Source organism: Ancylobacter sp. G4_0304, assembly GCF_047501495.1.
Classification (GTDB): domain Bacteria; phylum Pseudomonadota; class Alphaproteobacteria; order Rhizobiales; family Xanthobacteraceae; genus Ancylobacter.
Genome location: NZ_JAZDRM010000002.1, coordinates 156,432 through 182,499, shown reverse-complemented (window position 1 = coordinate 182,499; position 26,068 = coordinate 156,432). Strand labels below are relative to the sequence as shown.

Annotated in this window: 23 protein-coding genes; 21 read left to right on the top strand and 2 right to left on the bottom strand. The window is 66.9% G+C overall.

Annotation, left to right across the window (positions count from 1 at the left end; all coding sequences use genetic code 11):
* Nucleotides 1-42: 42 nt before the first annotated feature.
* Entirely contained in the window at nucleotides 43-786 is a 744-nt protein-coding gene (locus VRZ77_RS02100) for a GntR family transcriptional regulator (protein WP_414591054.1), read from the bottom strand.
* Between the two features lie 151 nt (nucleotides 787-937).
* On the opposite strand from VRZ77_RS02100, the gene VRZ77_RS02095 reads away from it, so the two are divergent.
* The 21 genes from VRZ77_RS02095 (at nucleotide 938) to VRZ77_RS01995 (ending at nucleotide 25,223) form a co-directional block, all read left to right on the top strand.
* Nucleotides 938-1,720 carry an SDR family oxidoreductase gene (locus tag VRZ77_RS02095; RefSeq protein WP_414591053.1) on the top strand — a complete coding sequence of 261 codons (783 nt, stop codon included), beginning with the start codon at nucleotides 938-940 and terminating at the stop codon, nucleotides 1,718-1,720.
* A 17-nt stretch (nucleotides 1,721-1,737) separates the two neighbouring features.
* A complete protein-coding gene (locus VRZ77_RS02090) occupies nucleotides 1,738-2,871 on the top strand; it encodes a pyridoxal phosphate-dependent aminotransferase (RefSeq protein WP_414591052.1) in 1,134 nt (377 codons plus the stop codon).
* A 15-nt stretch (nucleotides 2,872-2,886) separates the two neighbouring features.
* Complete coding sequence (locus tag VRZ77_RS02085) at nucleotides 2,887-3,768, top strand: alpha/beta fold hydrolase (RefSeq protein WP_414591051.1); 882 nt, start codon at nucleotides 2,887-2,889, stop codon at nucleotides 3,766-3,768.
* A gap of 7 nt (nucleotides 3,769-3,775) precedes the next feature.
* A complete protein-coding gene (locus tag VRZ77_RS02080; protein WP_414591050.1) occupies nucleotides 3,776-5,059 on the top strand; it encodes a Zn-dependent hydrolase in 1,284 nt (427 codons plus the stop codon).
* Nucleotides 5,056-6,561 (top strand): aldehyde dehydrogenase family protein, encoded by a 1,506-nt coding sequence (locus tag VRZ77_RS02075; RefSeq protein WP_414591049.1) that lies wholly within the window; start codon nucleotides 5,056-5,058, stop codon nucleotides 6,559-6,561. The genes VRZ77_RS02080 and VRZ77_RS02075 overlap by 4 nt, the downstream gene beginning before the upstream one ends.
* On the top strand, nucleotides 6,558-7,361 hold the full coding sequence (locus tag VRZ77_RS02070; RefSeq protein WP_414591048.1) for an ABC transporter ATP-binding protein: 804 nt from the start codon (nucleotides 6,558-6,560) through the stop codon (nucleotides 7,359-7,361). The genes VRZ77_RS02075 and VRZ77_RS02070 overlap by 4 nt, the downstream gene beginning before the upstream one ends.
* On the top strand, nucleotides 7,345-8,154 hold the full coding sequence (locus tag VRZ77_RS02065; RefSeq protein WP_241617832.1) for an ABC transporter permease: 810 nt from the start codon (nucleotides 7,345-7,347) through the stop codon (nucleotides 8,152-8,154). The genes VRZ77_RS02070 and VRZ77_RS02065 overlap by 17 nt, the downstream gene beginning before the upstream one ends.
* Before the next feature lie 67 nt (nucleotides 8,155-8,221).
* Entirely contained in the window at nucleotides 8,222-9,184 is a 963-nt protein-coding gene (locus VRZ77_RS02060) for an ABC transporter substrate-binding protein (protein ID WP_414591047.1), read from the top strand.
* A 10-nt stretch (nucleotides 9,185-9,194) separates the two neighbouring features.
* Entirely contained in the window at nucleotides 9,195-10,133 is a 939-nt protein-coding gene (locus tag VRZ77_RS02055) for an ABC transporter substrate-binding protein (protein WP_414591046.1), read from the top strand.
* Nucleotides 10,124-11,287 (top strand): NAD(P)/FAD-dependent oxidoreductase, encoded by a 1,164-nt coding sequence (locus tag VRZ77_RS02050; RefSeq protein ID WP_414591045.1) that lies wholly within the window; start codon nucleotides 10,124-10,126, stop codon nucleotides 11,285-11,287. Before VRZ77_RS02055 ends, VRZ77_RS02050 begins: the two co-directional genes overlap by 10 nt.
* Nucleotides 11,284-11,550 carry a (2Fe-2S)-binding protein gene (locus tag VRZ77_RS02045; protein ID WP_414591044.1) on the top strand — a complete coding sequence of 89 codons (267 nt, stop codon included), beginning with the start codon at nucleotides 11,284-11,286 and terminating at the stop codon, nucleotides 11,548-11,550. The genes VRZ77_RS02050 and VRZ77_RS02045 overlap by 4 nt, the downstream gene beginning before the upstream one ends.
* Nucleotides 11,547-13,004, top strand: coding sequence for an FAD-dependent oxidoreductase (locus VRZ77_RS02040; RefSeq protein WP_414591043.1), 1,458 nt, complete (start codon nucleotides 11,547-11,549; stop codon nucleotides 13,002-13,004). Before VRZ77_RS02045 ends, VRZ77_RS02040 begins: the two co-directional genes overlap by 4 nt.
* Before the next feature lie 178 nt (nucleotides 13,005-13,182).
* A complete protein-coding gene (locus tag VRZ77_RS02035; RefSeq protein WP_414591042.1) occupies nucleotides 13,183-16,080 on the top strand; it encodes an autotransporter domain-containing protein in 2,898 nt (965 codons plus the stop codon).
* 140 nt (nucleotides 16,081-16,220) lie between these two features.
* Nucleotides 16,221-17,030, top strand: a complete 810-nt coding sequence (locus VRZ77_RS02030; protein WP_414591041.1) for a DeoR/GlpR family DNA-binding transcription regulator — start codon at nucleotides 16,221-16,223, stop codon at nucleotides 17,028-17,030.
* Nucleotides 17,031-17,171: 141 nt separating this feature from the next.
* A complete protein-coding gene (locus VRZ77_RS02025) occupies nucleotides 17,172-18,185 on the top strand; it encodes an ABC transporter substrate-binding protein (protein ID WP_414591040.1) in 1,014 nt (337 codons plus the stop codon).
* 25 nt (nucleotides 18,186-18,210) lie between these two features.
* Nucleotides 18,211-19,251: an ABC transporter ATP-binding protein gene (locus tag VRZ77_RS02020; RefSeq protein ID WP_414591039.1), complete on the top strand. Its 1,041-nt coding sequence runs from the start codon at nucleotides 18,211-18,213 to the stop codon at nucleotides 19,249-19,251.
* On the top strand, nucleotides 19,248-20,933 hold the full coding sequence (locus VRZ77_RS02015; RefSeq protein ID WP_414591038.1) for an ABC transporter permease subunit: 1,686 nt from the start codon (nucleotides 19,248-19,250) through the stop codon (nucleotides 20,931-20,933). The genes VRZ77_RS02020 and VRZ77_RS02015 overlap by 4 nt, the downstream gene beginning before the upstream one ends.
* Nucleotides 20,930-21,670, top strand: a complete 741-nt coding sequence (locus tag VRZ77_RS02010; protein ID WP_414591037.1) for an HAD family hydrolase — start codon at nucleotides 20,930-20,932, stop codon at nucleotides 21,668-21,670. The genes VRZ77_RS02015 and VRZ77_RS02010 overlap by 4 nt, the downstream gene beginning before the upstream one ends.
* Nucleotides 21,671-21,944: 274 nt before the next feature.
* Nucleotides 21,945-22,403 carry a GNAT family N-acetyltransferase gene (locus VRZ77_RS02005; RefSeq protein WP_414591036.1) on the top strand — a complete coding sequence of 153 codons (459 nt, stop codon included), beginning with the start codon at nucleotides 21,945-21,947 and terminating at the stop codon, nucleotides 22,401-22,403.
* 88 nt (nucleotides 22,404-22,491) lie between these two features.
* Nucleotides 22,492-24,603 carry a catalase gene (locus tag VRZ77_RS02000; protein WP_414591035.1) on the top strand — a complete coding sequence of 704 codons (2,112 nt, stop codon included), beginning with the start codon at nucleotides 22,492-22,494 and terminating at the stop codon, nucleotides 24,601-24,603.
* Nucleotides 24,555-25,223, top strand: coding sequence for a cysteine hydrolase family protein (locus tag VRZ77_RS01995; RefSeq protein ID WP_414591034.1), 669 nt, complete (start codon nucleotides 24,555-24,557; stop codon nucleotides 25,221-25,223). Before VRZ77_RS02000 ends, VRZ77_RS01995 begins: the two co-directional genes overlap by 49 nt.
* Nucleotides 25,224-25,342: 119 nt before the next feature.
* Here the strand turns inward: VRZ77_RS01995 and VRZ77_RS01990 are convergent, their stop codons facing one another.
* On the bottom strand, nucleotides 25,343-25,840 hold the full coding sequence (locus VRZ77_RS01990; RefSeq protein ID WP_414591033.1) for a ferritin-like domain-containing protein: 498 nt from the start codon (nucleotides 25,838-25,840) through the stop codon (nucleotides 25,343-25,345).
* Nucleotides 25,841-26,068 lie beyond the last annotated feature (228 nt).

The window sequence follows — 26,068 nt, the reverse complement described above, 5'->3', positions numbered from 1 at the left end:
GTTTTTGAGGCTTGCATATCTTTCATGCAATCCGAGGAAAAATTAGGCGCTCTTGGTCGCCTGGAGGAAGTGCAGGAAGTCCGTCAGATCCTCGCCGAGCAGGGCGACATGCCCCTGCATGCGCTGGCTCGCGAGCATGGAATCCCCGGCAATGATGGCGTCGAGAATACCCTGATGCTCAGGGATGGACGATGGCATCCGCCCCGGCCGATAGGTCACATAATGGCGGTAGGCCGAGGTTTTCAGCGTCGCCGCACGTAGCAGTTCCTGCAGCACGCGATTCTGGCTCGCCTCCGCGATCATGCCGTGGAAATCGTTGTTCGCTTCGAAAAACGCCTGAACGTCCGAGCGGCGCGCGGCGTCGACGCAGCGTTCGTGAATGGCTTGCAACTGGCGATGATGCTCGGGAATGGCGCGGCGCGCGGCCTGCGCGGCGGCCAGCGCTTCCAGATTGGCGACGACGGTGAACCCGTCGAGAAGCTCGGCGACGGAAAGCTCCGCCACCACCGCTCCGCTGCGGCCCCGCACCGTGACGAGGCCGCTCGCAACAAGGCGTTGAATGGCTTCACGGATCGGCGTGCGGGAAACGTCGAACTCTTCCGCCAGCTGGCGCTCGTCCAGCCGGTCGCCAGGCTTGCGGGCGCCACGCAGGATATCCGCCTCAAGGAGATCGGCAATTTCCGCCGCACGGGAAACGAAGCCAAGCGGTGCCGGCGCGCGATCCATGTATGCCAAACTCCGGTTTTTCTCACACCCTGGCGCGCCCGCCGCTGCCTGAGTTTTCATCGTTCTAAGCGAAGCGCTGGGGCATGACCAGCCTGATGCTGATTGACGGACAGAGGATGTTGTGAAAGTTTGGCATGCCAAAATCAATTATTGGCATGCCAAACCAACTGACGGGCATGCCAAACGCGGCCGAGAATGGCGGGGTTGGAATATGAAGCTGGGACTGGAGGGTAAGGTCGTCCTCATCACCGGGGCGTCCAAGGGCATCGGGCTCGCTACGGCGCTGTCCTTCGCGGCCGAGGGCTGCTCGCTGCACCTCGCCGCGCGCTCTGCCGCCGAGCTTGAGGCGAACCGGGACCGCATCGTGCGCGAGTTCGGCGTAGAGGTCGCCATCCATCCCGGCGACCTCTCCGACACCGCCGTTCTGGATGAACTCGGCCGCCGCTGCGGCGACGTCGACATCCTCGTCAACAATGCCGGCGACATCCCCCCGGGCGATCTAATGACCGTCACCGACGAGCTCTGGCGCCGCAGTTGGGACCTCAAGGTTCATGGCTATATCTACCTCACCCGGTTGCTCTATCCGCGCATGCAGGAACGCGGCCACGGCGTGATCGTGAACGACATCGGCAATTCCGGAGAGAACTGGGACGCCAACTACATCGCCGGCGCCTCGGCCAATGCGAGCCTGATGGCCTTCACCCGCGCGCTGGGTGGCGTGAGCCTCGACCATGGCGTGCGAGTGGTGGGCGTCAATCCCGGGCCGGTGGCCACAGATCGCATGATCAAGCTGATGAAGCGCCGCGCGGTCGATTGGTATGACGACGAAAGCCGTTGGGAAGAGCTGTTTGCCAAATATCCCGGCAAGCGGCCCGCCTCTGCCGAGGAGGTCGCGGATCTGATGGTATTCCTGGCATCACCCCGCGCCGGCTACATTACCGGCACCATCGTCACCATCGACGGCGGCATCGCGTCCCGCCGGTCCATCATCTAAGCGTCGAGGGGCACGCCATGCACCGGTTCGAACGGCGCAACCAGCATTTCGACCGGCTTGTCGCCAACGCCGCGTTGCGCTGGATGGGGCAGAACACCAATCATTATCCCGCCCACCCCAGCGTGCGCGCGGCGATGGTGGACTGCATCGACGGCGATCACTTCCATGCGTACGCTCCCCCGTTGGGACTGGAGGAACTGCGCCACGGCGTTATCGAGGATCTTGGCCTGCCCGGCCACGCCGCACTCATCACAGATGGCGCCGTCTCCGGCCTCTATCATGTCTGCCGCACCCTGCTCGGACCCGGCGACACCCTCGTGACCACCGATCCGACCTGGGCATGGCCGATGGCGTTCGCCCGGGAGGCGGGCGCGGCCGTCGTGCAGATTCCGATCTATGGCGCCGAGCACGGCTATCGTCTGGCGCCGGAACGGCTTCGCGCGGCGATCGATGACAGCACCCGCGTGATCTACATCGTCGATCCCAACAACCCGCTGGGCACATGCTGCACGGCGGAGGAAATCGCCGAGATCGCGGAGATCGCCCGTGCCGCAGGAGCGTGGCTCATCCACGACTGCACCTATCGCGATTTCGCCTATGGCCATCATCTGGCTGCCCATCACTATCCTGAACGCACCATCACCGTGTGGAGCTTCTCGAAATGGCTGGGCTTCGCGGGTCTGCGGGTCGGAGCGCTGGTCGCCCATCCCGACGTGATGGAACGGCTCGCCGTCGCGCCGCCGAACAATCTCGGCTCCAGCATACTCGCCCAGCGCGGCGCCATTGCCGGGCTGAAGGTGAAAGGCGAGTGGTTCGGCGAGGTGCTCGCCAAACAGCAGCATAGCCAGCAGCGGGTGCGCGAGGCGGCCGAGGCCATTGAAGGTCTGCACGTGCCGGTCTTTCCGTCCAACGGCAACTTCCTGATCATCGAATGTGAGGGCGCCGGCATCCGGCCCGAGGCGCTGGTCGCGGCGCTGGACCGGCACAACATTCAGATCCGCCAGGGCAGCTACCACACCAAGGCCTTCGGCGACCGCTTCGTGAAGGTCAGCGTCACCGTGCCCGACCTCTGGATCGACGAATTCTGCGCTGCCCTGCCGTCGGCCGTCGAGGCAGCACGCGGCATGAATGCGCCGGCCGAGCTGTTCTGAGAGGGAGGGCGAACGATGACCATCATCACTACCGGCGACAATGTGAGGCTGCATGTCGAGGAGGCCGGGAGCGGTCTGCCGGTCATCTTCGTTCATGAGTTCGGCGGCGATCACCGCAGCTGGGAGCCGCAGATGCGGTTCTTCTCCCGGCGCTATCGCTGCATCACCTTCGGCGCGCGCGGCTATCCGCCCTCCGACGTGCCGGAGGATGTGGCGGCCTATTCCCAGTCCCGCGCGGCCGAGGACATTGCCGATGTGCTAAGCAGCCTCGGCATCGACAAGGCCCATGTCGTCGGATTGTCGATGGGGGGCTTCGCCGCCCTGCATTTCGGCCTCGATTTTCCCGACCGGGCGCTCTCGCTGGTAGCGGCCGGCACGGGTTACGGCGCCGAGATCGAGCACGAGGCCTATTTCAGGGGCGTCTCGGAAGCCGTGGCGGCCAATTTCCTGGAACAGGGCAGCGAGCGGTTCGCGCTCACCTATGCCGAGGGCGCCTCGCGCGTGCAGTTCCAGAACAAGGACCCGCGCGGCTGGGCGGAATTCCAGCGCCAGCTTGGCGAGCACTCGGCGCTCGGAGCCGCCAACACCATGCGCGGCGTGCAGGCGCGCCGGCCCTCGCTCTATGCACTGGAGGACCGCTTCCGCGCGATGCCGGTGCCGACCCTCGTGATCTCCGGTGATGAAGACGATCACTGCCTTCAGCCCGGCATCTTCCTGAAGCGCGTCATTCCCGCCTGTGGGCTGATGGTGATGCCGAAAGCCGGCCATACCCTCAACCTTGAAGAGCCGGCTGCTTTCAACGCCGCACTGGCGGAGTTCTTCGCCATGGTGGAAGCCGGCGCTTGGAGGCCTCGCGACCCCCGCGCCAATCCCGCCCAGATCATGCGCACGAGGTAGCCCGTTAATGCTGAAGACGGCCGGTCGTCTCGCTGCTTTTGTCGATCAGGACCGCCTGTGGTCGCGCCACATGGCGCTCGCTCGCATCGGCGCTTTCGGCCAGACCGGCGTCAACCGGCCGGCGCTTTCGGCGCTTGACGGGAAGGCCCGCCGCCAGCTCGTCGACTGGGGCCGCGCGATCGGCCTCGCCGCCAGCGTCGATCCTATCGCGAACCTGTTCCTTGAGCTGCGCGGCGACCAACCCGATCTCGCGCCGATCCTCATCGGCTCCCATCTCGACAGCCAGCCGACCGGTGGACGCTTCGACGGGGTGTTCGGCGTTCTGGCAGCGTTGGAGGTCATGGAAGCCTTGGTCGCCGCCGGCGTGCCACCGCGCCGCACGGTGATTGTGGTGGCGTGGACCAATGAAGAAGGCTCGCGCTTCGCGCCGGGCATGATGGGCTCGGCCGCTTTCGCGGGTGCGCGGGCTCTGGAGCCGATCCTTGAGCTGCGCGACGCCGAGGGTATCCGTGTGAAGGAGGCGCTCGCCGCCCTCGCAGCGGCAGAGGACGACCTGCCCTGCCGGCCCCTCGGCTTTCGCCCTGCCGCCTATATCGAGCCGCATATCGAACAGGGGCCGGTGCTGGAAGTCGCGGGTAACACGATCGGCATCGTCTCCGGTATCCAGGGCAAACGCACCTTTCGCGTGACGATCGACGGTGCCGAGGCCCATGCCGGCACCGAGCCCCATGCCAGCCGGCGGGACGCTTTGCTGGCGGCGGTTGAGGTGGTCAGCGCCCTTTCCCGTCATTTCCGCGATCCCGAGGATATCACCCGTTTCACCGTCGGGCGCTTTACGGTGACGCCCAACGCGCCTTCGGTGGTGCCGAGCCGGGTCGTGTTCTCGATTGATCTGCGGCACCCCGACGCCGCCACGCTGCAGGCGCTGGGCGACGCTATTGCCGACATCAGCCGCGCGAACGCGGGCCGCTGCGACGTCATGGTCGAACCGCTGCTCCATGACCCACCGCTGACATTCGCACCGCGCCTCCGGGACAAGATGGCGGGTTTCGCCGAGACGCTCGGCCTGCGCTTCCAGCATATGGCTTCCGGCGCCGGGCACGACGCCCGCCATCTCGCGCGGCTCGGCCCCGCGGCGATGATCTTCGTGCCCTGCAAGGACGGGATCAGCCACAACGAAGCCGAAAGTGCCCTGCCGGGCGATCTCCACGCCGGCGCGCAACTGCTCGCCGAGACCGTGGAATGGCTGGCGCAGGCCAGCAACGTCGATATCGAGGAACTGGCGACATGACCCCTGCCGGCACGACGGATGTCCCGGTCTATGGCCTGCACTATGGCGGGGCGTGGCGCGCGGCTCATAGCAGGAAGACGTTGGAGATCCGCAGCCCCGCGAGCCGTGCCCCGCTTGCCGTGGTGCCCGATGCCGATGCCGAGGATGTTGCCGCCGCGGCGCAGGCCGCCCAGGAGGGCTTCGAGCGGTGGAGCCGGCTCGATGTCTTCGAGCGCGCCCGCCACCTGCATGCTCTCGCCGCACTGATCCGCCAGCGGGTGCCCGACCTCGCGGAGCTGGAATCGGCGATAACCGGCCGCCCGATCCGGGAGATGCGCGCGCAGATGGGACGCATCCCCGAATGGATCGAGTATTTCGCCTCAATTGCGCTCGGCCTCGAAGGCGAATCCAACCGGGTGAAGGGCGACATCGTCACGCTTACCCATCGCGAGCCGTTCGGCGTGTGCGCCCTGCTGACGCCGTGGAACCACCCGATCCTGATCCTCGTCAAAAAGTTCGCGGCGGCGCTTGCGGCGGGAAACACCTGCCTTGTGAAGCCCTCGGAACTTGCGCCGGTCTCGACGCTGATCTTCGCGCAATGGTGCCATGAGGCCGGCCTGCCGGACGGTGTTATCAGCGTGGTGACCGGTGGGGCCGAGGCCGGGGCATTGGTCTGCGCCCATCCCTCCGTGCAGCGCATCGATCTCACCGGCGGCACGACCACCGGCCGCCGTGTCGCCGCGGCGGCGGCCGAGCGCCTGGTGCCCTGCACGCTGGAACTCGGCGGCAAGGCGCCGGTGATCGTGTTCGAGGATGCCGACATTCAGGAGGCGGCGGCGGGCGCTGTTTTTTCGGCCTTCATCGCGGCGGGCCAGACCTGCGTGTCGGCAACGCGGTTTCTCATCGCCGCGCCGATCTATGAGCGCTTTCTGGACGCTTTCGGCCGCCGCATCGCGCAGCTGAAGCTCGGCGACCCGGCCGATGTGACGACCGATGTCGGGCCGGTGATCTCGCAGAATTCGTGCCTGCGGGCGTATGAGCATATCGAGACCGCCAAGGCCGAGGGGGCTCGCCTCGTGGCTGGCGGCGAGCGGCCGGTCTTGCCGCCCCCCTTCGATGAGGGCTTTTTCGTGCCGCCCACTTTGTTCGCGGATGTCACGCCGGGCATGCGGCTGTTCCGCGAGGAGGTCTTCGGCCCGGTGGTCTGCGTCTCCCGTTTCGAGAGCGAGGCGGAGGCACTCGCCCTTGCCAATGACAGTCCCTATGCCCTCGGCGCCGCGGTGTGGACCCGCGATGTAGCGCGCGCTCATCGCGTAGCGCTTCAGGTGCGGGCCGGCGTCATCTGGGTGAACGACCATCACAAGAACGACCCGCGCTCGATCTGGGGCGGCTATGGCGAGAGTGGATACGGCAAGGAGAACGGCTGGGATGCCCTGGAAAGCTATATGCGCAAGCGCAGTGTGGTGATCCGAACCGCCCCCTCGTTTGACGATTGGTTCGCCGGTGGGAAGCGCTACGGATGACCGACACGACCAGCTCACCGCTCGTCTCGTTTCGCGGGCTCGACGTGGTCTTCGCCGGCGAGCACGGCACGCCGCCCGTGACCGCGTTGGAGAATGTCAGCCTCGATATAGAGGCCGGGCAGTTCGTTTCACTGATCGGCCCGTCGGGCTGCGGCAAGAGCACTCTGCTCCGCGTCGCCGCCGATCTCATCTGCCCTTCCGCCGGTCATGTCCAGGTTGCGGGGCGCCCGCCTGCCGAGGCCCGGCTGAGGCGCGAGATCGGCTTCGTGTTCCAGGATTCCGCCCTGCTCGAATGGCGGCGGATTCTCGCCAATGTCGCGCTTCCGCTTGAGCTGCAGGGCGTCGGGCAAGCGGAACGTCTCGCCAAGGCGCGTGCGCTGCTGGAGATGGTCGGCATTGCCGGGTTCGAGAATTCGTGGCCCCGCCAGCTTTCGGGCGGCATGCGCCAGCGCGCGTCTATCGCCCGCGCCATGTCGACCTCGCCCCGGGTCATGCTGATGGACGAGCCCTTCGGCGCGCTCGACCAGATTACCCGCGACCGCCTCAATCTCGAACTCTCGCAGATCGCCGAACGCGAGGCCATGACGGTGGTGTTTGTCACCCACTCGATCCAGGAGGCGATCTTTCTCTCGGACAAGGTGGTGGTGATGACACCGCGGCCCGGCCGCATCACCCATGTCATCGACGTCGACCTGCCGCATCCGCGCGGGCTGGACGTTCGCGAAACCGATCGCTTCATCGAACTGTGCCGCCTCGGCGAGCGCCTGCTGTCGGAGGGGTTCCATGACGATCGCCGGTAAGCGCGCCCGCTTCGATCGCTCGCGCCTCGGCGAGCTTCTTGCCGCCGGTCTGCCCTGCGCCATCACGACCCTCATTCTGTTGGTGGTCTGGGAGGTCGCGGTCGAAATCACGGGGGTGCCCGCCTATTTCATCCCGGCGCCGAGCCGGATCTGGACGGCATTCATCTCCGGCAATGCCTCGCTCGGCTATCACACCGCCATCACGGCCTTCGAGGCGGTGGCGGGCTTTGTGATCGGCTCCGCGTTCGGGGCGCTGCTCGGCATCATCTTCGCCTATTCGCGCCTCGTGGCGCGCAGCCTGATGCCCTATGTCATCGCCTCCAACACCATTCCGGTGGTCGCCATCGCGCCGATCATCATGCTGTGGTTCGGTTCGGGCATCACCGCCAAGGTGGCGGTTACCGCTTTCCTGTCATTCTTCCCGCTGGCCCTCAACATGATGAAGGGGCTGCAATCCTACGACCGGACGGTGATGGAGGTATTCCACGTCGCCGCCGCCACGCCGGCCCAGCGCTTTTTCAAGATGCGCCTGCCGAGCGCCCTGCCTTATGTCTTCGTCGGCCTCAAGCTCAACGTCACCTTCAGCGTGATCGGCGCCATCGTCGCGGAGTTCATCCAGTCCGATCGCGGGCTGGGCTTCGTCATCATGACCGCCTACCGCACTCTCAACATGCCCCGATTGTGGGCGGCCATGCTGGCCTCCGCCCTGCTGGGCATCTTCCTCTTCGTGCTGGTCGCGGCCATCGAGAGATGGCTCATCCCGTGGCACAGCTCGATGCGAGAAACTCCATAAAGCCGGACAGAGGTATTGCAACATGACGAATTGGAAGCGTGCCGTCGCTGTCGCGACAGCCTTGTTCATGACCCCCGCAATTGCGGCGGCCGAAGACACGATGCGTCTGGAATGGGTGATGCAGGGCCAGTTCGCCGGCCCGATCGTCGCGTATGAGAAGGGCTATTACAAAGAGGCCGGAATCGATCTCAAGCTGCTTCCGGCCGGCCCTGATCTCAAGCCTGCCATCACCGTGGCGCAGGGCACCGACACCTTCGGCATCGGGCATCCCAACCAGGTGATCACCGCTCGCGCCAATGGCGTGCCGCTGGTCACCGTGCTCCAGCTCGGCCAGAAGAGCGCGACCACCTACATCGCGCGCAAGGACACCGGCATCAAGAAGGTCGAAGACATGCCCGGCCATTCGGTGGGCCTGTGGTTCGGCGGCGACGAGCAGGAATTCATGGCGATGCTGCGCGCCGCCAATGTCGACCCGTCCAAGGTCAACATCATCTCGCAGGGCTTCGACATCGTCGGGTGGCTCAACAAGCAGTACGAGGTGATGCAGGTCACGCGCTACAATGAGCTTCAGCTGGTTTACGCCGAGGGCTACAAGCCGGAGGATCTCGTCTTCCTCAACCCCGAGGATTATGGCGTCGCCTTCGTCAACACCGGCGTGTTCGCCACCGAGGACATGATCAAGAAGGAGCCGGCGAAGGTCCAGGCCATGGTCGACGCGACCTTGCGCGGCTGGCAGGACGCGCTGTCGGACCCGGAAGCCGCCGCCAAGATCGTGGTCAAGTACAATGGCGAGCTGACCGAGCCCTCGCAGGTGGCCCAAATCAAGGCCATGGGCGATCTCATCTGCGCCGGCCCCACGCTCAAGGGGGAATTCGGCAAGACCGATCCCGCCTCGTGGGAGCGGGTTCAGAAGGTGTTGCTGGACGCCAAGATCATCGATGCGCCCATCGCGCTGGTCGAAGGCTACACCAACACGTTCTGGGACAAGGCGCCGGAAGCCTACAAGAAGATCAGCTGCCCGGTGAAGTGAGGAGGCATCCATGTCGCGCGAGGTCCGCCTGAGGCTGCTCTGGCATCCGCAGGCCCAGTTCGTCGGCTATCTGCTGGCCCAGCACAGCGGCCTCGCGCGCAAACGCGGCATCGCGCTTACCTGCGAGCCGATCGACTTCTCGCAGGGCGGCATGGCCGCCCTGCTGGAGGGCGCCTGCGATCTCGCGATCGCCAGCCCCGCGCATCTCGTCGAAAGCGCGGCGCCCGAGCGGCTGGCCTTCCTCATGGCGGTGCAGCAGTCGAGCCCGCTGGTCTACCCGGTGCGCAGGAACGCCGGCATCGCCTCCCCCGCCGACCTTGCCGGACGCACAGCGGCGGTGTGGCCGGGCGGCGAGGATCTCGAATTCCGCTGGATGCTGCGCAAGGCCGGGCTCGACCCCGCGCGCGTCACCCGGCTGCCGACCGCCGACACGGTGGCGGCACTCATCGACGGCAAGGCCGATTGCGCCCAGATGACGGTCTATCACGAGCTTCACGAGATGGAGCATCGCGGCCTGCCGCTGAGCGAGGTCACGTTGTTCCAGCCGGCCGATTACGGCGCCGCGCTGCTCAAGGACGGGCTGATCGCGCGGCGGGACTGGATCGGCCCGGAAGACGCGTTGCTCCAGGATCTGGTCGAATTGTTCCTCGAAGGCTGGCAGCTCGCCTTCCATGATCCCGAACAGGCCGTCGCTCTGTGCCGCAAGCTGCGACCGGATATGAGCGACGCGCATCACCGCACGCAGCTCGGCCATATGCGTGACCTCGCGGCAAGCGGCCCTGCGCTTGAGCAGGGCTTCGCCGTGCCGGACCCCGATCATGTCCGTCGCGCGCTCGCGGCCATGGAAGAGGTGGACGGGCACGCGCCGGCGCTCGACCCCGCACAGGTCGCCGTGACGCGCTACTGGGCCGCCGCGCCGGCCGTGCTCAAGGCCATGACATGGGCCTAGAGGCCCGCCATATCGTCGTGGTCGGCGCCGGTATCGTCGGCGCCGCGACGGCGCTTGCACTCGTGGAACGGGGCGCGCGCGTCACCGTTCTGGAGCGGGCGTCACCCGGCTCGGCGGTCTCCGGCGCCAGCCTTGCCTGTCTCGGCACTCACATGAATTCCGAGATCGAACTGCCGCAGCTTATCTGGGCAACCCAGCGCTGGGCGCTGTGGGATCAACGTTTTCACGGGGCGTTTCACTATCGGCGCTGTGGCCAGATCCGCTTCATCGACCACGAAGCGGACATCCCGACCACCGAACGCTGGATCGCGCTGGAGCGCGCCGCCGGTCTCTCTGCCTCCTTCCTCACCGCGGCACAGGTGCGCGAGATCGAACCGGCTCTCACCGGGTCCATCCTCGCGGCGAGCTGGTCGCCCGACGACGCGCTGGTGAACCCGTTCCTTTCCGTACGCACGCTGCTCCGGGCGGCGATGGATGCCGGTGCGCAGCTGCGCCACCACCAGAGCGTGCTCGCCATCGACACGCGAGGCGAGCGCGTGTGCGGCGTTCGCACCGCCGACGCCACCATCCCTGCCGATGCGGTGGTGGTCGCCGGGGGGCCCTGGGCCGCTGACCTCGTGGCACCGCTCGGTGTGTCGCTGCCCATCGTTCCGCGCAAGGCGCAGTGCCTTGCCACCGTCGCCCAGCCGCCGACCATTCGCGGCGTGGTCGGCGCCTGCAAGTCGGAACAGGGCGGCGTCCATGGCGGCTATACCCAGATCCAGCAATCGGAAGCCGGCCAGATCCTGTTCAACACGGTGCTGGAAGGCGGCGAATCCGCGCCCGGCGCACAGAACGCCATTCCCCAGGTCGATCTGCGCTTCGTCAGCGATTCCATCACGACCCTGTTGCGACTGTTCCCCGGCCTGCGCGGCATCGATGTGCTGCGCTCCTGGGTGCGTTTTGAGGCGGTGACGCCCGACGACCGCTTCATCGCCGGGCCGATCGGCCCGACCGGCCTCTATATGGCGGCCGGCGACAACGGGACCGGCTTCCTGCGCGCGCCCGTCATCGCCGAGATCATCACGGCCGCATTGGAAGCGCGGAGCGGCGAGGTCGATCCCACCCCCTATGATCCGCAGCGCTTCTCGGCCGGACGGGAGACCTTCGCATGACCGCCCCAGATGACGCGATCGACATCGAAATCGACGGGCAGCGCGTGCGCGTTGCCGCGGGCGCCAATCTGGGCGCGACGCTGCACCAGCGCTTTGTCGGTCATCTGCGTGACACCGCCAGCGGCGCGCCGCGCGGTCTGTTCTGTGGCATGGGCGTGTGCTTCGATTGCGTGGCACTGGTCGACGGCGTGCCGACCCGGACCTGCCTCACCACCGTGGCGCCCGACATGGTCGTTACGCGGCAGCTAAGGGCGACGTCATGACCGGGCGCAGCGCCGAGGTCGTCGACAGCGAGATCTGCGTCGTCGGCGGCGGGCCGGCAGGGCTTTCGGCGGCTCTCGCGGCACGCCAGGCCGGGGCACAGGTAGTGCTGCTGGATCTGTTCGACCGGCCGGGCGGGCAATATTTCATGCAGCCGCCACATCCGGTGTCGGGGCTGGCTGCCGGCCAGGTGGCGCAGGGCCGTGCGCTGATCGAAAAGGCGCGCGAGAGCGGCGTCGTCATCCGTTCTCGCGTCGAGGTTTTCGGCGCGGACGGGGCCACGACGCTGCTCGCCCGGCAGGGCGAGCGGGCTCTGGTGGTGCGTGCAAAGGCGCTGGTTCTGGCCACAGGCGCGCATGAGCGCACCTCGCCCTTTCCGGGCTGGACCCTGCCGGGGGTGATGAATCCCGGCGCCGCGCAGCGTCTCATCAAGATGCACGGTATCACGCCGGGAAAGCGCGTGGTTCTCGCCGGCTGCGGGCCCTTCCTTCTGGTGGTGGCCGCCCAGCTGCACCACGCCGGCTGCGAGGTGGTCCGCGTGGTGGAAGCGAGCCCCTCCCCGCTCCGCCTTGCCGCTACATTGCTGCGCTTTCCCTCCCGCTGGACCGAGGCGGCCGGCCTGCTCCGCGCTGTGGCCCCGCTGTGGTCCCGGTTTCGCTTCGGGCGCGTCGTCGCCGAGGCGATGGGCGAGGGCCATGTGAGCCGCGTCCGCTTCGCCTTTCTGGACAAGGACGGGCGGCTCGGTGCCGACGATCCGGAGACGATCGACGATATCGACGCCTTGCTGGTGGGGTACGGCTTTCGGCCTTCCGTCGAAATCGCCGCCCTGCTCGGCTGTTCGTTGCGCCATGACTGGAACGCGGGCGGGCACCATGTCGTCATCGACGAGGCGAGCGGCGCGACCAGTGTGTCCGGCGTGTTTGCTGCCGGCGAGATCACGGGTGTCGCCGGAGCACGTCCCGCCCTCGCGGGCGGCGCACGCGCGGGTGCGGCGGCGGCGCGTTTCGTCGATCGAGCCGCAGGGCATTCGCCACCGTCATATCCGGACCGTGCCGACCGCTTCGCCAAAGCGCTGCGCCGTGCCTTCCGCGTGCCTTACGCCGCGCTGGGCCAGCTTCCAGACGCGGAAACGCTGCTGTGCCGCTGCGAGGAGGTCCGTGCGAACGATGTCGCCGCTGCCTTGCAGGACGGCGGGTGCGACGCCCATGGCGTGAAAATGTGGACGCGGGCCGGAATGGGCCTGTGCCAGGGGCGGATCTGCGGTTTCGGACTGTCGGTCTATGCCGCGCAGCGGGCGGGTCTGGATCCCGCGTCCTTTGGCGCCAACGCCGCTCGATTCCCGGCGCGGCCCGCCCCGCTGGACATCCTCGCCGAGGCAACGGCGGCCGTCGCCCTGCGGCAAGCCGACCTCGCCGACCCACCGCACAGCGGCCTTTCCAAGAGTGCCTCGCGGTGACGGCGAAGCGCCCCGTTTCCCGGCACGCAGACAGTCCCACGGATGCGAAAACGGCGGTTGCATGCGCACCGACCGGGGGACACATGGAATTACGCGCGCCCACTTGCAGCCGGCGCTCTCATCGGTAGTTTGTTCCGGTCGGTAACGCAGGGGTAGCGGAACCGGCGGGGGCTGGGCAATGAGCATTGCTGTCGTTTCGTCACGAGAGGCGGGGCGCGACGCCGTCACGCGCGCAACGTCATTGCTGCGCTCTACCGCGCTGTGCGGCGTCGCCGGGGTAGCCCTGCTCGCGCTTCCAACTGGCACGCGGGCGCAGGAGAGCGCGACCATCCCGCTGCATACCGGCTCCGACACGCATCATTTCAGCAACCAGATCTATGTCGCCGTCGGCGGCGGCGAGACGAGCCGGGTGCTGATGGATACGGGCTCGACCGGGCTGTACCTGCATCGCGACCGCATCGGTCCCGACAGCACGATCATCATGTCCGGCGGCGAGCCGATCAGCTTCAAATACGGCTATTCGAGCGGCAACGAGCTGAAGGGCTATTACGTCTCCGCCCCGGTTGCGTTTCCCGAAGCCAGCGTGGCGCTATCGACCGGGGCGATCACGGTCGGCGCGGTCACGCAGATCGACTGCAAGCACGACAGCGACTGCCCCGGCTGGCCGGATGGTCAGCACGGCGTGATGGGCGTCGCCTATTCCGCCGAGCCGGCGGCGGTGTTCAACCCGTTCGCCCAGCTGGCCGGCACGTACGGCAACGGCTTCATCGTCGTCTCCAACGATCTCGGCGATCCCGGCGTGACGCCGCATGTCGTCGTCGGCCTGACGCCTGAGAACACCGCCGGCTTCGTCTGGTCGCCATTTCAGCCCGATACCGGCGGCACCCAGCCGGCCGGGCTGAACGCGTGGAACACCAAGACCATCAACACCTGCTTCTCGGTGAACAACGGCTCGCCCGGCTGCTTTATCACCGTGTTCGACACGGGCGCCACGCTCGGCTCGTTCGAGACCGGCACGTCGGGCGAGCAGCGCGGGGAAGTCACCCCGGGCTCCGCCGTCACCATCACCGTTCCCGGCGTGATGTCCTTCACCAATGTCGCCGGCACCAGGCTGAACGAGAACGTCTATGTCTATGATCCCGCCCATGGCGGCACCCCGGGCTACAATTCCGGCGCCGGCGTGTTCCGCTATTATGTCGTCGCCTATGACGCGGTAAGCGGACGCATCGGCTTCGCGCCGCTGCAGAACGTGCTGCTCGGAACGATCTATGCCGACAGCGACGCCGCTCTCGGCGTACCGGGCGGCGGCGTGCTGCTGGCCGGCGAACTCGTCACCGCCCCCGGCTTCACCACCGACCGCAGCATCGCCTTTGGCACCAATGCCGGACTGTCCGTGTCCGGCGACGCAACCTTTGCCGGCACCCTGTCCGGCAGCGTCGCCATGGACGTCGCCATTGCGCCGGGCGGCATGCTCGCGCTATCGGGCACCAATCTCTATTCCGGCATCATGACTGTGTCCGGCGGCGGCCTCATCGTGAACGGCGTGCTGCCGGCAACGCTGCTGCTGGACGGCACACATCTGTCCGGCGCGGGCACCATCGGCGCCGTGGCGGCGGCCAGCGGCAGTACCGTGGCGCCGGGTAATTCCATCGGCACGCTCACCGTGCTGGGCAACGCCGTCTTCGCGCCGGGTGCGACCTATGCCGCCGAAATCGGCGCTTCCGGCAGCAGCGACCTCCTCGCCGTCGGCGGCACCGCCTCCCTCGCCGGCACGCTCGCGATCATGCCCTATGGGCCAGGCACGCCGGTGCTCGGTAGCCGTTACACGCTTCTGAGCGCGGCGGGCGGGCTCATTGGCCAGTTCCAGTCGGTTCAGGCGGCGGATTTCGGCGCGACCGGCACCGCCTTCCCTTTCCTCAGGCCGCAGCTGAGCTATTCCGCCACCACGGCGGAGCTGACAATGGGCCGCAGCGCGGTGAGCTTCACAAACGCCGCGCATACGCCGAACCAGTTCGCCATGGCGCGCGCCGCCGACAGCGCCAGCGCGGCGAGCGATGCCGTGGTCGCCCTCGCCGGGCTGAACACGATCACCGCGACGCCGGCGCTTCAGGCGCTGTCGGGTGAGATCTACGCGTCGACACAGAGCGTGATCCAGCAGCAATCCGCTTATCTGCGCGACGCCGTCGGTGCGCGCCTGCGCCAGGCCGCGGGCGAGCCCGCCGCCGTCGGCCCGACCACCGCCACGACCGCCGGGCTACCGCTGTCCTTCTGGGTGCAGGGCTTCGGCGGCTGGGGCGATACCTCCTCGAACGGCAATGCCGCCTCGGTGTCGAACTCCATCGGCGGCGCGGTGTTCGGCCTCGACACGGCGATCGGCGAGGACTGGCGCGCCGGCCTCGTCGGCGGCTACAGCCGCTCCTCCTTCTCGCAAGCCAACGGCTCGGGGAACAGCGACAATTACGATGTCGGCCTCTATGCCGGCGGCAGCCTCGGCGCCGCCCGCCTCGCCCTCGGCGCCGCCTATGGCTGGCACGATGTCGCGGTCAGCCGCAGCGTCGCCTTTTCCGGCTACGCCTCAGGCGCGGCGGGCGACTATGACGCCGACAGCTTCCAGGCGTTTGCCGAACTTAGCTCCGACCTCGTAATCGACCGGCTGACCCTGACGCCCTTCGCCGGCCTCGCCTATGTCGGTGTCGATGGCGCCGATCTCGCGGAGAGCGGCACCGGCGCGGCGCTCGATGTCGCCACCGCGGACATGGATACGCTCTACTCCGCGCTCGGCCTGCGCTTCAGCCTGCCCCTTGCCGTCAATGGCCACGACGTGTGGCTCGGCGGGACGCTGGGCTGGCAGCACGCCTTCGGCGACGTGACGCCGTCCACCACGGTCGCTTTCGCCACCGGCTCCAGTGCGGTCGCGCTGGGCGGCGTGCCCATTGCCGAGGATGCCGCGCTGCTCGGGCTGGAGCTGACCTATGCGCCGTCCGACACCACGCGGATGGCGCTGAAATATGCCGGCCAGATTGCCGGCAGCGCCAACCAGAACACCATCCTCGCCGAGCTGGTGGTGAAGTTCTGACGCCGCCCTCTCCCTGATCCCGCTCCGGCGACCCATCGGGAACCCCGACGCGCGACAAGCGGGCCGTGGGACCGCTCTTGAAAGGCGGCGGCGTCCGGCCAATAAGAGTGCAGGTCGTCTGAAGCCGGTGCCGCCATCTCATGAGCATGTCCCCATCTCCCGTCCCGCGACATGAAGAGCCGCCGGGCGACAAGAAGAGCCGGCGGCAGAACGAGGTGATGATGCTGCTCGAACAGGTCGGCTATGCCTCGGTGGAGCAGCTCGCCGAGCGCTTCGACATCACCACCCAGACCGTGCGGCGCGACATCGCGGAGCTTTCCGCCGCCGGAAAGCTGCGCCGCTATCATGGCGGCGCCGCCATCTCCATGGCCGCCATCGACGCCGTGACCTATCGCCAGCGCCGCGTCGAGCGCGTGGAGGCCAAGCGCCGCATCGCCGCGCGTGTCGCCGAGCTCATTCCCGACGGCGCCTCGGTCTTCCTCGACACCGGCACCACCTGCGAGACCGTGGCCGAGGCGCTGGTGGCGCGCTCCAACCTCAAGATCGTCACTTACGGCCTGCGCGGCGCGACGCTGCTGGCCGATCGCACCGACTTCACCATCGCCGTGCCCGGCGGCTTCGTCCGCAATGTCGACGGGTCGGTGTTCGGCGAGAGCTCGGTGGATTTCATCAGCCGCTTCCGCTTCGACGTTGCGATCATCGCCGTGTCCGGCGTCGAGGCGGACGGGCGGCTGTCCGATGACGACCACAACGAGGTCGCCGTGGTGCGCCGGGCGATGGACCGGGCGCGCTCGATCATTCTCGCGGCTGACAGCAGCAAGTTCGACCGGGCCGCGCTGGTGGAGCTGGGCAATCTGGCGGATGTCTCGGCCTTCGTAACAGATGCCGAGCCCGGCGCCGCGCTGCAGGCGCTCATCGACCGCAGCGGCGTGCAGTTGCACATCTCCTGAGCGTGGCCCGCCTCGAAGTTGGACTTTACAGTTCTGCCAAACAATTCTAGCCTCCAAAAATGTTGCAAAAGCGACATTTTGGTACGCGTTTGATCGAAATGGGACTTTTAGTGCTGAGCCAATAAAAACCGGAGCGGGACCATGCTGACGATGAAGGCCGTGCGTACGCTGCTGACGGCAGCCACTCTCACCCTGCTCGGAGGCGCCGCCTCCGCAGAGACCATCACGGTGTACACCTCCTATGAGGAGGACGAGGCCGCCGCCTTCCTCGCCGAAGCCAAGAAGGCGCTGCCCGACATCGACGTGAAGATGCTGCGCCTCTCCACCGGCGATCTCGCCGCGCGCATCATCGCTGAATCCGGAAATCCGCAGCACGACGTGCTCTGGGGCTTCGCAGTAACATCGATGGTCGATCCCCGCATCAGTTCGACGCTGGAGCCCTACCAGCCGAAGGGCGTCGAGGCCATCGCCGAGCGCTTCCGCGACAAGGACGGCAAATGGTTCGCCGTCACCGGCTACATGGCCGCCTTCTGCGTGAACAAGGACCGGCTCGCCGCCAAGGGCCTGCCCATGCCGACCTCATGGGCCGACCTCACCGACCCGAAGTTCAAGGGCGAGGTGGTGATGCCGAACCCCGCCAGCTCTGGCACCGGCTACATTCAGGTCGACGCGCTGCTCCAGATGATGGGCGAGGAGAAGGGCTGGGCCTTTCTCGAAAAGCTCGACAAGAACGTCGCGCAGTACATCAAGTCGGGTTCGAAGCCCTGCAACGCCGCCTCCGCCGGCGAGTATGCGGTGGGCGCCTCCTTCGAGCTGCGCGCGATCAAGAACATCGAGGAAGGCTACCCGATCGCCATGGTGATCGCCTCGGAAGGCGCCGGCAACGAGCTGGAAGCCAATGCGCTGGTCGCCACCTCCAAGCACAAGGACGCCGCCAAGCGCTTTCTCGACTGGACGGTGAGCAAGGACGCCGCGAACTCCTACTACAACTGGAAGGCCATCGTGACCGTGCCGGGCGGCACCATGCCGGAACGCTTCGTCAAGGCGGGCCTGCCGGCAGACGTCTCCAAGGTGCTGTTCCCGGTCGATTTCGCGGCTGCCGCGAGCGAGCGGCCGCGCATCATCGAGACCTGGCAGAAGAAGTTCGAACGCTGAGAACGGGTTTCGAGGAGACACGGCCATGAGCCTGGCGATCCGGGAGGTGTCGAAACGGTTCGCGGGCATCACAGCCCTCGACCGTGTCTCCCTCGACGTGCCGAACGGCACCTTCGTCTGCTTCCTCGGCCCCTCCGGCTGCGGCAAGACCACGCTTCTGCGGGTCATTGCCGGGCTGGAGACCGCCGATGAAGGCCAGATCCGGCTCAACGGGACGGATCTGATCCGCACCCCCGCCAAGGACAGGAACTTCGGCATCGTGTTCCAGTCCTACTCGCTGTTCCCGAACATGAGCGCGGCGCGCAACGTCGCCTATGGGCTCGAATGCCGCCGCTGGCCCAAGGCCGATATCGGCCCGCGCGTCGATGCCATGCTCAGGCTGGTGCATCTGGCCGAGCATGCGCAGAAATTCCCGGCACAGCTGTCCGGCGGCCAGCAGCAGCGCGTCGCGCTCGCCCGCGCCATGGCGCCCGATCCGGGGCTGCTGCTGCTCGACGAGCCGCTCTCGGCTCTCGACGCCAAGGTGCGCGAAGAGCTGCGGGTGGAAATCCGCGCCGTGCAGCGCCGCCTCGGCATCACCACCATCATGGTCACCCACGACCAGGAGGAGGCGCTCGCCATGGGCGACCTTGTGGTGGTGATGAGCCGCGGCGTGATCGAGCAGGCCGGCGCGCCGCGCGAACTCTACGACAACCCCGCCACCCCGTTCGTCGCCAGCTTCATCGGCGGCATGAATATTCTCGACGTGACACCCGGACCGGACGGCCGGCCGCTCTTCGCCGAGGTGCCGCTCGCGCTCGCCGGCGGCCCCTCCCCGAGCGCCGTCAGCCTCGGCCTGCGGCCCGAGCAGGTGGTGCTCGGCGGTCCGGACGAGCGCGGCGAGAACATCGTGCCGGGGCGGATCGCCGATGTGGCCTTCCTCGGCAATCTCACCCGCGTTTCCATCGTCACCGCCGCCGGCGGCGCGCCGCTGGTCGCCGAACTTCACGGCCGCTCGCGCGTGCCCGCCGCCGGCGAGGCGGTATCGCTGCATTTGCCCGCCGATGCATTGCGGGTGCTGGCATGACGGTGACCTCCGGCACCCACGCGGTCCCGGCCGCCCGTGCGCGGCTGTTGAGCGATGCACTGATCTCTCGCCTGCTCACCGCGCTGGTGGCGATCCCCCTCGTCCTGTTCTTCCTGCTGCCGCTGCTGGCGATCCTCGCCCGTAGCTTCGATACGGCGAGCGGCTTCGGCCTCGGCAATTTCACCGCGACCCTGTCGACGGCCCGGTTCTGGGAGCTGGTGCGCAACAGCGTCGCCATGTCGGCTCTGGCGACCGTGCTCTCGGTGTCGCTGGCCTATCTCTATGCCTATGGGCTGCAGCGCACCAATGTGTACGGCAAGAGCGTTTTGCGCCTCGTGGCGCTGATGCCGCTGTTCGCGCCCTCGCTGGTGCAGGCGCAGGGGATGATCCTGCTGCTCGGCCGCAACGGCGCGCTCAATCGCTTCTTCGATGCGGGAATCGAGATTTACGGCTTCTGGGGCACGGCGATCGCCAATCTGCTCTACGCCTTTCCCTATGCCTTCCTGATCCTCTCCGCCGCCCTCGCCATCGCCGATGGCCGGCTCTACGAGAGCGCGACGGTGATGGGGGCCGGGCCACTGCGCATCTTCCGCACCGTGACGCTGCCCTCGACACGCTTCGGCCTCGCCGCAGCAGGCTTCGTCGTATTCACGCTGGTGATGACCGACTTCGGCAACCCGATGGTGATCGGCGGCGATTTCAACGTGCTGGCCACCGAGATCTACAACCAGGTCATCGGGCAGGCGCAGTTCGGATTGGGCGCGGTGATCGGCGTGGTGCTGCTGGTGCCGGCGGTGATTGCCAAGGTGCTGGAAAAGCGCCTCACCCGCCGCCAGCACGCGCTGCTCACGGCTCAATCTGTCCCGCTGGTCATCCGTCCCAGCTGGCGGCGCGATGTCGGCTTCGGCGTCTACCTCTACATCGTCGCGGCGTTGATGATGTCGGTGGTTGGGGTGGTGATCTTCGCCAGCTTCGTGCGGCTGTGGCCCTACAACATGCAGCTCACGCTGAAGCACTACCAGTTCGACGTGCAGAACGGCATCGCGCCGCTGTGGAACAGCATCGGCGTGGCGCTGGCGACGGCCCTGCTCGGCGTCGTGCTGGCCGGCATGGCCGCCATCGTCGTCAACAAGTTCCGCAACTCCTTCACCGGCGCGCTGTCGCTGCTCGCCGTGCTGCCGTCGGCGGTGCCGGGCATGGTACTGGGGCTCGGCTATGTCCTCACCTTCAACCACCCGATGAACCCGCTCCATGTGCTCTATGGCGGCTTCTTCCTGATCATCGTCCTGAACGTCTATTACAATCACAGCCAGGCGTTTCTCATCAGCTCCACCAGCCTCTCGCAGATCGGCAGCAGCTTCGATGAAGCCTCGACCATGCTCGGCGCCGGGGTGCTGCGCACGCTGTGGAAGGTGACGCTGCCGCTGATCTGGCCGACGCTGCTCGGCATCGCGGTGTTCTATTTCATGCGCGCCATGGTCTCGCTCTCGGCGGTGATCTTCCTCATCACCCCGTCGACGCAGGTGGCGGCGGTGTCGGTGCTGCAACTCACCGATCGCGGCGCGGTGAACCAGGCGGCGGCCTTCTCGGTGTGCATCATGGCGACGGTGGTGGGCTGCCTGCTTCTGGTGCGGCTGGTGCTGGTGCTGGCGGGCGCGCGACACGTGACGCTGATCCGATGAACGAGGCGCGAGCCCTGCGGGCCATCCTGTTCGACAAGGACGGCACGCTGCTGGACTATGAGAAGACCTGGGGCGCGATCAACCGCGCCGCGGCCACCCTCGCCGGGGCGGGCGACGACGCGCTCGCCGCGCGGCTGCTCGAACTCGGCGGGGTGGACCCGGTAAGCGGGCGCACGCGGGCGGACAGCCTGCTCGCCGCCGGCAACACCCGCGAGATCGCGCGGGCCTGGGCCGACGCCGGCAGTCCCCTCGATGTGGAGAGCCTCACCCGGCAGCTCGACGAACTGTTCACGCAGTCCGCCGCCCATGCCGTGCCGGTCACCGACCTCGCGGCGCTGTTCGGCCGTCTCACCGCCCGCGGACTGGTGCTCGGTATCGCCAGCAGCGACAGCGAAGCCGCCATCCGCGTCACGCTGCGCACCTTCGGGCTGGCCGCGCATGTCCGCACGGTGATCGGCTATGACAGCGGCTTCGGCAGCAAGCCGGAGCCCGGCATGGTGCTGGCCTTCGCCGCCAGCACCGGCCTCTCGCCGGCGGAAATCGCGGTGGTGGGCGACAATCGCCACGATCTGGAAATGGCCCGCGCCGCTGGCGCCGGCTGGAAGATCGGTGTGCTCACCGGAACCGGCAGCCGCGAGACGCTGGCACCGCTGGCCGATCTCTGCCTGTCGAGCATCAGCGAGATGGAAGACGCCCTCTCGATGTCCCTCGGCCCGCCCGCCGGAAGCGCCGACTGAACACGCCGAGGCGGCCGGCAGCGTCGATTGTCGCCTCACGTCCCAACCGGCCGATCACGCACGATTCCTCTGCCGATAATCACCTGCAGGCGCGGTATACAATTTTACCGAAGACGATGGCGCGATGAGCCGCGGGAAAGCCAGGCACGACCTAAATTGGTCGGCGTCCTGGAGGAGCGGCCTGCGACCGCCTCTCGACACGCGACGGCCGATGCCGCGCTCATCCTTTTGCCGGGCATGATAGACGTCGAAGAAGAGCGAGGAGTGATTCCGAATGGACATTCGCGAGGACGATCTGAAAAGCGCTCAGACGCTTGACCTTCTGCGCATTCACTTGGCCGGGATGCACAGCAATTCCCCGCCGGGCCAGGTCTTCGCGCTGGACATCAGCGGCTTGAAGCGCCCTGACATCACCGTGTGGAGCGCCTGGGACGGTGACGCGATTTGCGGGATCGGCGCGCTCAGGCAGCTCGATGCGTCTCTGGGGGAAGTGAAGTCCATGCGGACCCATCCCGATCATCTGCGCAAGGGCGTGGGGCGCCTGCTGCTGGATCACATCATCGATGTCGCGCGGCACCGGGGCCTTCGCCGCTTGAGTTTGGAGACCGGGAGCGGCGAGGCCTTCGAGCCGGCGCTGCGGCTCTATCGCCAACGCGGCTTCGTCAACGGGGCGGCGTTCGGCGACTATGTCGGCAGCGACTTCAATCAGTTCCTGCATCTGGACATCGCTTAAGCGACTTCTCCGACGAAACGAAAGCCGGCCTCGCGGGGTTAGCGCTGCGAGGCGGCCGTAGGCGCCGCCGCTTAGGGAGCGCACGGCGATGGCACGCAAGACCAAGGGATCGGCCGGTTCGGCCGTACGAATTCACGACCAGACCCTGCTTCGGGGCGATGGCGGCGAACTCCACCAGATTGCCGATGGCGATACGCCGGTGTTGACCACCGCACAGGGTGGCCCGGTCGCGGACGACCAGAACACGCTGAAGGCCGGCGCTCGCGGCCCGAGCCTGATCGAGGATTTCCACTTCCGCGAGAAGATGTTCCACTTCGACCACGAGCGCATTCCCGAACGCGTGGTGCATGCGCGCGGCTATGGCGCGCACGGCTATTTCGAGACCTATGAATCGCTCGCCAAATATACCCGCGCCGACCTGTTCCAGCGCGCCGGCGAGAAGACCCCCGCCTTCGTGCGCTTCTCCACCGTCGCCGGGGCGAAAGGCTCCTTCGACCTCGCCCGCGACGTGCGCGGCTTTGCGGTGAAGATCTACACCAAGGAAGGCAACTGGGACCTCGTCGGCAACAACATTCCGGTGTTCTTCATCCAGGACGCCATCAAGTTTCCGGATGTCATCCACTCGGTGAAGCCGGAACCCGACCGCGCCTTCCCGCAGGCCCAGTCGGCCCATGACAATTTCTGGGACTTCATCTCGCTCACCCCGGAATCCATGCACATGATCATGTGGGTCATGTCCGACCGGGCGATCCCGCGCTCCTACCGCTTCATGGAGGGGTTCGGCGTCCACACCTTCCGCTTCCTGAACGCCAAGGATGAATCCACCTTCGTCAAGTTCATCTGGAAGCCGAAGCTCGGCCTGCAATCGGTGGTGTGGAACGAGGCGGTGAAGATCAACGGCGCCGACCCGGACTTCCACCGCCGCGACCTGTGGGACGCCATCCAGTCCGGCGACTTCCCGGAATGGGAATTGTGCGTGCAGCTATTCGATCAGGATTTCGCCGACAGCTTCGATTTCGACGTGCTCGACCCGACCAAGCTGATCCCCGAGGAAATCCTCAAGCCGATCCCGGTTGGCCGGCTGGTTCTCGATCGCATGCCGGACAATTTCTTCGCGGAGACCGAGCAGGTCGCCTTCATGACGCAGAACGTGCCGCCCGGCATCGATTTCTCGAACGATCCGCTGCTTCAGGGGCGCAACTTTTCCTATCTCGACACCCAGCTGAAGCGGCTCGGCAGCCCGAACTTCACCCATATCCCGATCAACGCACCGAAATGTCCGTTCGCGCATTTCCAGCAGGACGGCCACATGGCGATGCGCAACCCCGTGGGGCGCACCAATTACCAGCCCAACTCGCGCGGCGAAGGTCCGCGTGAGGATCCCGTCCGCGGCTTTCGTTCGTATCGCGAGGAGATCGACGCGCCCAAGGTGCGGTTGCGGCCGGAGAGCTTCGCCGATCACTACAGCCAGGCCCGGCAGTTCTTCAACAGCCAGACGGTGACGGAGCAGAAGCACATCGCCATGGCGCTGACCTTCGAGCTCAGCAAGGTCGAGGAGCCGGTGATCCGCGAGCGGATGGTGGCGCATCTGCTCAACATCGACGAGGCGCTCGCCGCCGCCGTGGCGGACAAGCTCGGCATGGAGGAAGTACCCAAGCCCGCCGACGCCGCGGTGACGCCGCGCGACGACCTGCCGGCCTCCCCTGCCCTCAGTATCATCCAGAATGGCCCGGCGAGCTTCAAGGGCCGCAAGGTCGGCGTGCTGGTGAGCAATGGCTGCGACGGCAAGCTGCTGAAGGCACTCCAGGCCGCCATCGAGAAGGAAGGCGCGGTGATGGAACTCGTGGCGCCCAAGGTCGGCGGCGTGGAGACCGCCGACGGGACCAAGGTCGTTGCCAAGCACATGATCGACGGCGGTCCCTCGGTGCTGTTCGACGCCGTGGCGCTGCTGCTTTCGCCGGAAGGCGCCGAGCGGCTGGTCGGCGAGGCGGCGGCGCGGGACTTCATCGCGGATGCCTTCGCCCACTGCAAGTTCATCGGCTTTACACCCGCCGCCGTGCCTCTCCTTGCCAAGGCCGGCGTCGTTCCCGATGCCGATGAAGGGCTCATTGCGCTCGATGGCAACGCATCGGTGGCAGGCTTCATCGAGACATGCCGCAAGCTGCGCCTGTGGGCACGCGAAGAGAACGTCAAACTCTGAGGAGGCTGGTAATGGCCGCCCGAGGGCTCGTCCACGGACCGCTCGGCGACAGCTGTCTGCATCTGTGTGTGGACATGCAGCGCCTGTTCGGTCCGGGATACCCTTGGGCGGTCCCGTGGCTGGAAAGGGTCGTGCCGGCGATCGACGCGCTCTGCCTCCATCGCCCGGCCCGCACCGTCTTTACCAGGTTCATCCCGGCGGCGCGGGCGGGCGAAGGTCACGGCGCCTGGGCGCGCTATTACCGCCGCTGGGCCTCTACCACGCTGGAGGAAGTTGGGATGGACGCCATCCGGCTGATACCAGCGCTGGAACGTTTCGTTCCACCGGCAGCCGTGGTCGACAAGCGCGTCTATTCACCCTGGATGGAGGGCCGGCTCGACGAACTGCTGGCGCCCACCGGTGTCGATACGATCGTCATCACTGGCGGGGAGACCGATGTCTGCGTCCTCGCCACCGCGCTCGGCGCCATTGACCGGGGCTTCCGGGTTATTCTCGTGGCGGATGCGCTCTGCAGTTCGTCCGATGAAACACACGACGCGCTGATGGAACTCTACCTCAGCCGCTTCAGCGAGCAGATCGAGGTGGCGCGCACGGAGCACGTGCTCGAATGCTGGCGCTAGCTTTGCAATCCTTGGCTTGATCAGCGGGGTCCGGACCACCGGTGCCATCAGGGCCCGGCCATTCACCGCGCGCCGATCACGTAGGAAGGGGCACCGGCCATCGCCGATGCCCCGTCGCCTCACGCGGCCTTCAGCGCCTTCTGGTTGGCCACCTGATCGGCGAGCTTCGACAACGTCTCGTCGGTCATCGATTCTTCCTTCAGCGTGGTGTCGAACAGCTTCACGGCGTCCTTCATGCCGAGCACCTGGGCCCAGCGCTTCAGCGTGCCGTAGCGGCTGATCTCGTAATGCTCCACCGCCTGCGCCGCCGCGGCGAGGCCGGCGTCGAGCGCCGGCTGCCCCTTGAACTCCTCCAGGATCTCTTCGCCTTCCTCAAGGATGCCGTCGATCGCCGGGCACGTCTTGCCCTGCGCACGCTTGCCGATCATCTCGAACACCTGCTGCAGGCGCTCGACATGAACTTCGGTCTCGTCGCGGTGCTTCTCGAAAGCGGCCTTGACCTCCGGCGACTGCGCGCCGCGCGCCATTTTCGGCAAGGCTTTCAGTATCTTGCGCTCAGCGTAATAGATGTCCTTGAGCGTCTCGTGGAACAAGGTATCGAGCGTCTTCTCAGCCATGTCCGTCTCCATGGGAATGTCCTCCCAAGCCCAAGCGAAGAACGTAAGCGGCGCCGCTTCGTTCCGTAGCGCGGCGTGCGCGCCGGTCGCTCGACGGCGCGGGCAAGACCGATCGCCGCTGCCGGCTCTCCACACCCAAGAGGTTCGATCCGACTTGACATCGACCGCTTTCTCCACCAGCGTGCCCTCGCGATAAAAAAATCAGCGTGTGAAAAATTTCTCACGCTC

Excerpts from the sequence above, each read along its gene's own strand:
- VRZ77_RS02100 (WP_414591054.1), bottom strand. The coding sequence starts at position 786 with ATGAAAACTCAGGCAGCGGCGGGCGCGCCAGGGTGTGAGAAAAACCGG.
- VRZ77_RS02095 (WP_414591053.1), top strand. The coding sequence starts at position 938 with ATGAAGCTGGGACTGGAGGGTAAGGTCGTCCTCATCACCGGGGCGTCC.
- VRZ77_RS02090 (WP_414591052.1), top strand. The coding sequence starts at position 1,738 with ATGCACCGGTTCGAACGGCGCAACCAGCATTTCGACCGGCTTGTCGCC.
- VRZ77_RS02085 (WP_414591051.1), top strand. The coding sequence starts at position 2,887 with ATGACCATCATCACTACCGGCGACAATGTGAGGCTGCATGTCGAGGAG.
- VRZ77_RS02080 (WP_414591050.1), top strand. The coding sequence starts at position 3,776 with ATGCTGAAGACGGCCGGTCGTCTCGCTGCTTTTGTCGATCAGGACCGC.
- VRZ77_RS02075 (WP_414591049.1), top strand. The coding sequence starts at position 5,056 with ATGACCCCTGCCGGCACGACGGATGTCCCGGTCTATGGCCTGCACTAT.
- VRZ77_RS02070 (WP_414591048.1), top strand. The coding sequence starts at position 6,558 with ATGACCGACACGACCAGCTCACCGCTCGTCTCGTTTCGCGGGCTCGAC.
- VRZ77_RS02065 (WP_241617832.1), top strand. The coding sequence starts at position 7,345 with ATGACGATCGCCGGTAAGCGCGCCCGCTTCGATCGCTCGCGCCTCGGC.
- VRZ77_RS02060 (WP_414591047.1), top strand. The coding sequence starts at position 8,222 with ATGACCCCCGCAATTGCGGCGGCCGAAGACACGATGCGTCTGGAATGG.
- VRZ77_RS02055 (WP_414591046.1), top strand. The coding sequence starts at position 9,195 with ATGTCGCGCGAGGTCCGCCTGAGGCTGCTCTGGCATCCGCAGGCCCAG.
- VRZ77_RS02050 (WP_414591045.1), top strand. The coding sequence starts at position 10,124 with ATGGGCCTAGAGGCCCGCCATATCGTCGTGGTCGGCGCCGGTATCGTC.
- VRZ77_RS02045 (WP_414591044.1), top strand. The coding sequence starts at position 11,284 with ATGACCGCCCCAGATGACGCGATCGACATCGAAATCGACGGGCAGCGC.
- VRZ77_RS02040 (WP_414591043.1), top strand. The coding sequence starts at position 11,547 with ATGACCGGGCGCAGCGCCGAGGTCGTCGACAGCGAGATCTGCGTCGTC.
- VRZ77_RS02035 (WP_414591042.1), top strand. The coding sequence starts at position 13,183 with ATGAGCATTGCTGTCGTTTCGTCACGAGAGGCGGGGCGCGACGCCGTC.
- VRZ77_RS02030 (WP_414591041.1), top strand. The coding sequence starts at position 16,221 with ATGAGCATGTCCCCATCTCCCGTCCCGCGACATGAAGAGCCGCCGGGC.
- VRZ77_RS02025 (WP_414591040.1), top strand. The coding sequence starts at position 17,172 with ATGCTGACGATGAAGGCCGTGCGTACGCTGCTGACGGCAGCCACTCTC.
- VRZ77_RS02020 (WP_414591039.1), top strand. The coding sequence starts at position 18,211 with ATGAGCCTGGCGATCCGGGAGGTGTCGAAACGGTTCGCGGGCATCACA.
- VRZ77_RS02015 (WP_414591038.1), top strand. The coding sequence starts at position 19,248 with ATGACGGTGACCTCCGGCACCCACGCGGTCCCGGCCGCCCGTGCGCGG.
- VRZ77_RS02010 (WP_414591037.1), top strand. The coding sequence starts at position 20,930 with ATGAACGAGGCGCGAGCCCTGCGGGCCATCCTGTTCGACAAGGACGGC.
- VRZ77_RS02005 (WP_414591036.1), top strand. The coding sequence starts at position 21,945 with ATGGACATTCGCGAGGACGATCTGAAAAGCGCTCAGACGCTTGACCTT.
- VRZ77_RS02000 (WP_414591035.1), top strand. The coding sequence starts at position 22,492 with ATGGCACGCAAGACCAAGGGATCGGCCGGTTCGGCCGTACGAATTCAC.
- VRZ77_RS01995 (WP_414591034.1), top strand. The coding sequence starts at position 24,555 with ATGCCGCAAGCTGCGCCTGTGGGCACGCGAAGAGAACGTCAAACTCTG.
- VRZ77_RS01990 (WP_414591033.1), bottom strand. The coding sequence starts at position 25,840 with ATGGCTGAGAAGACGCTCGATACCTTGTTCCACGAGACGCTCAAGGAC.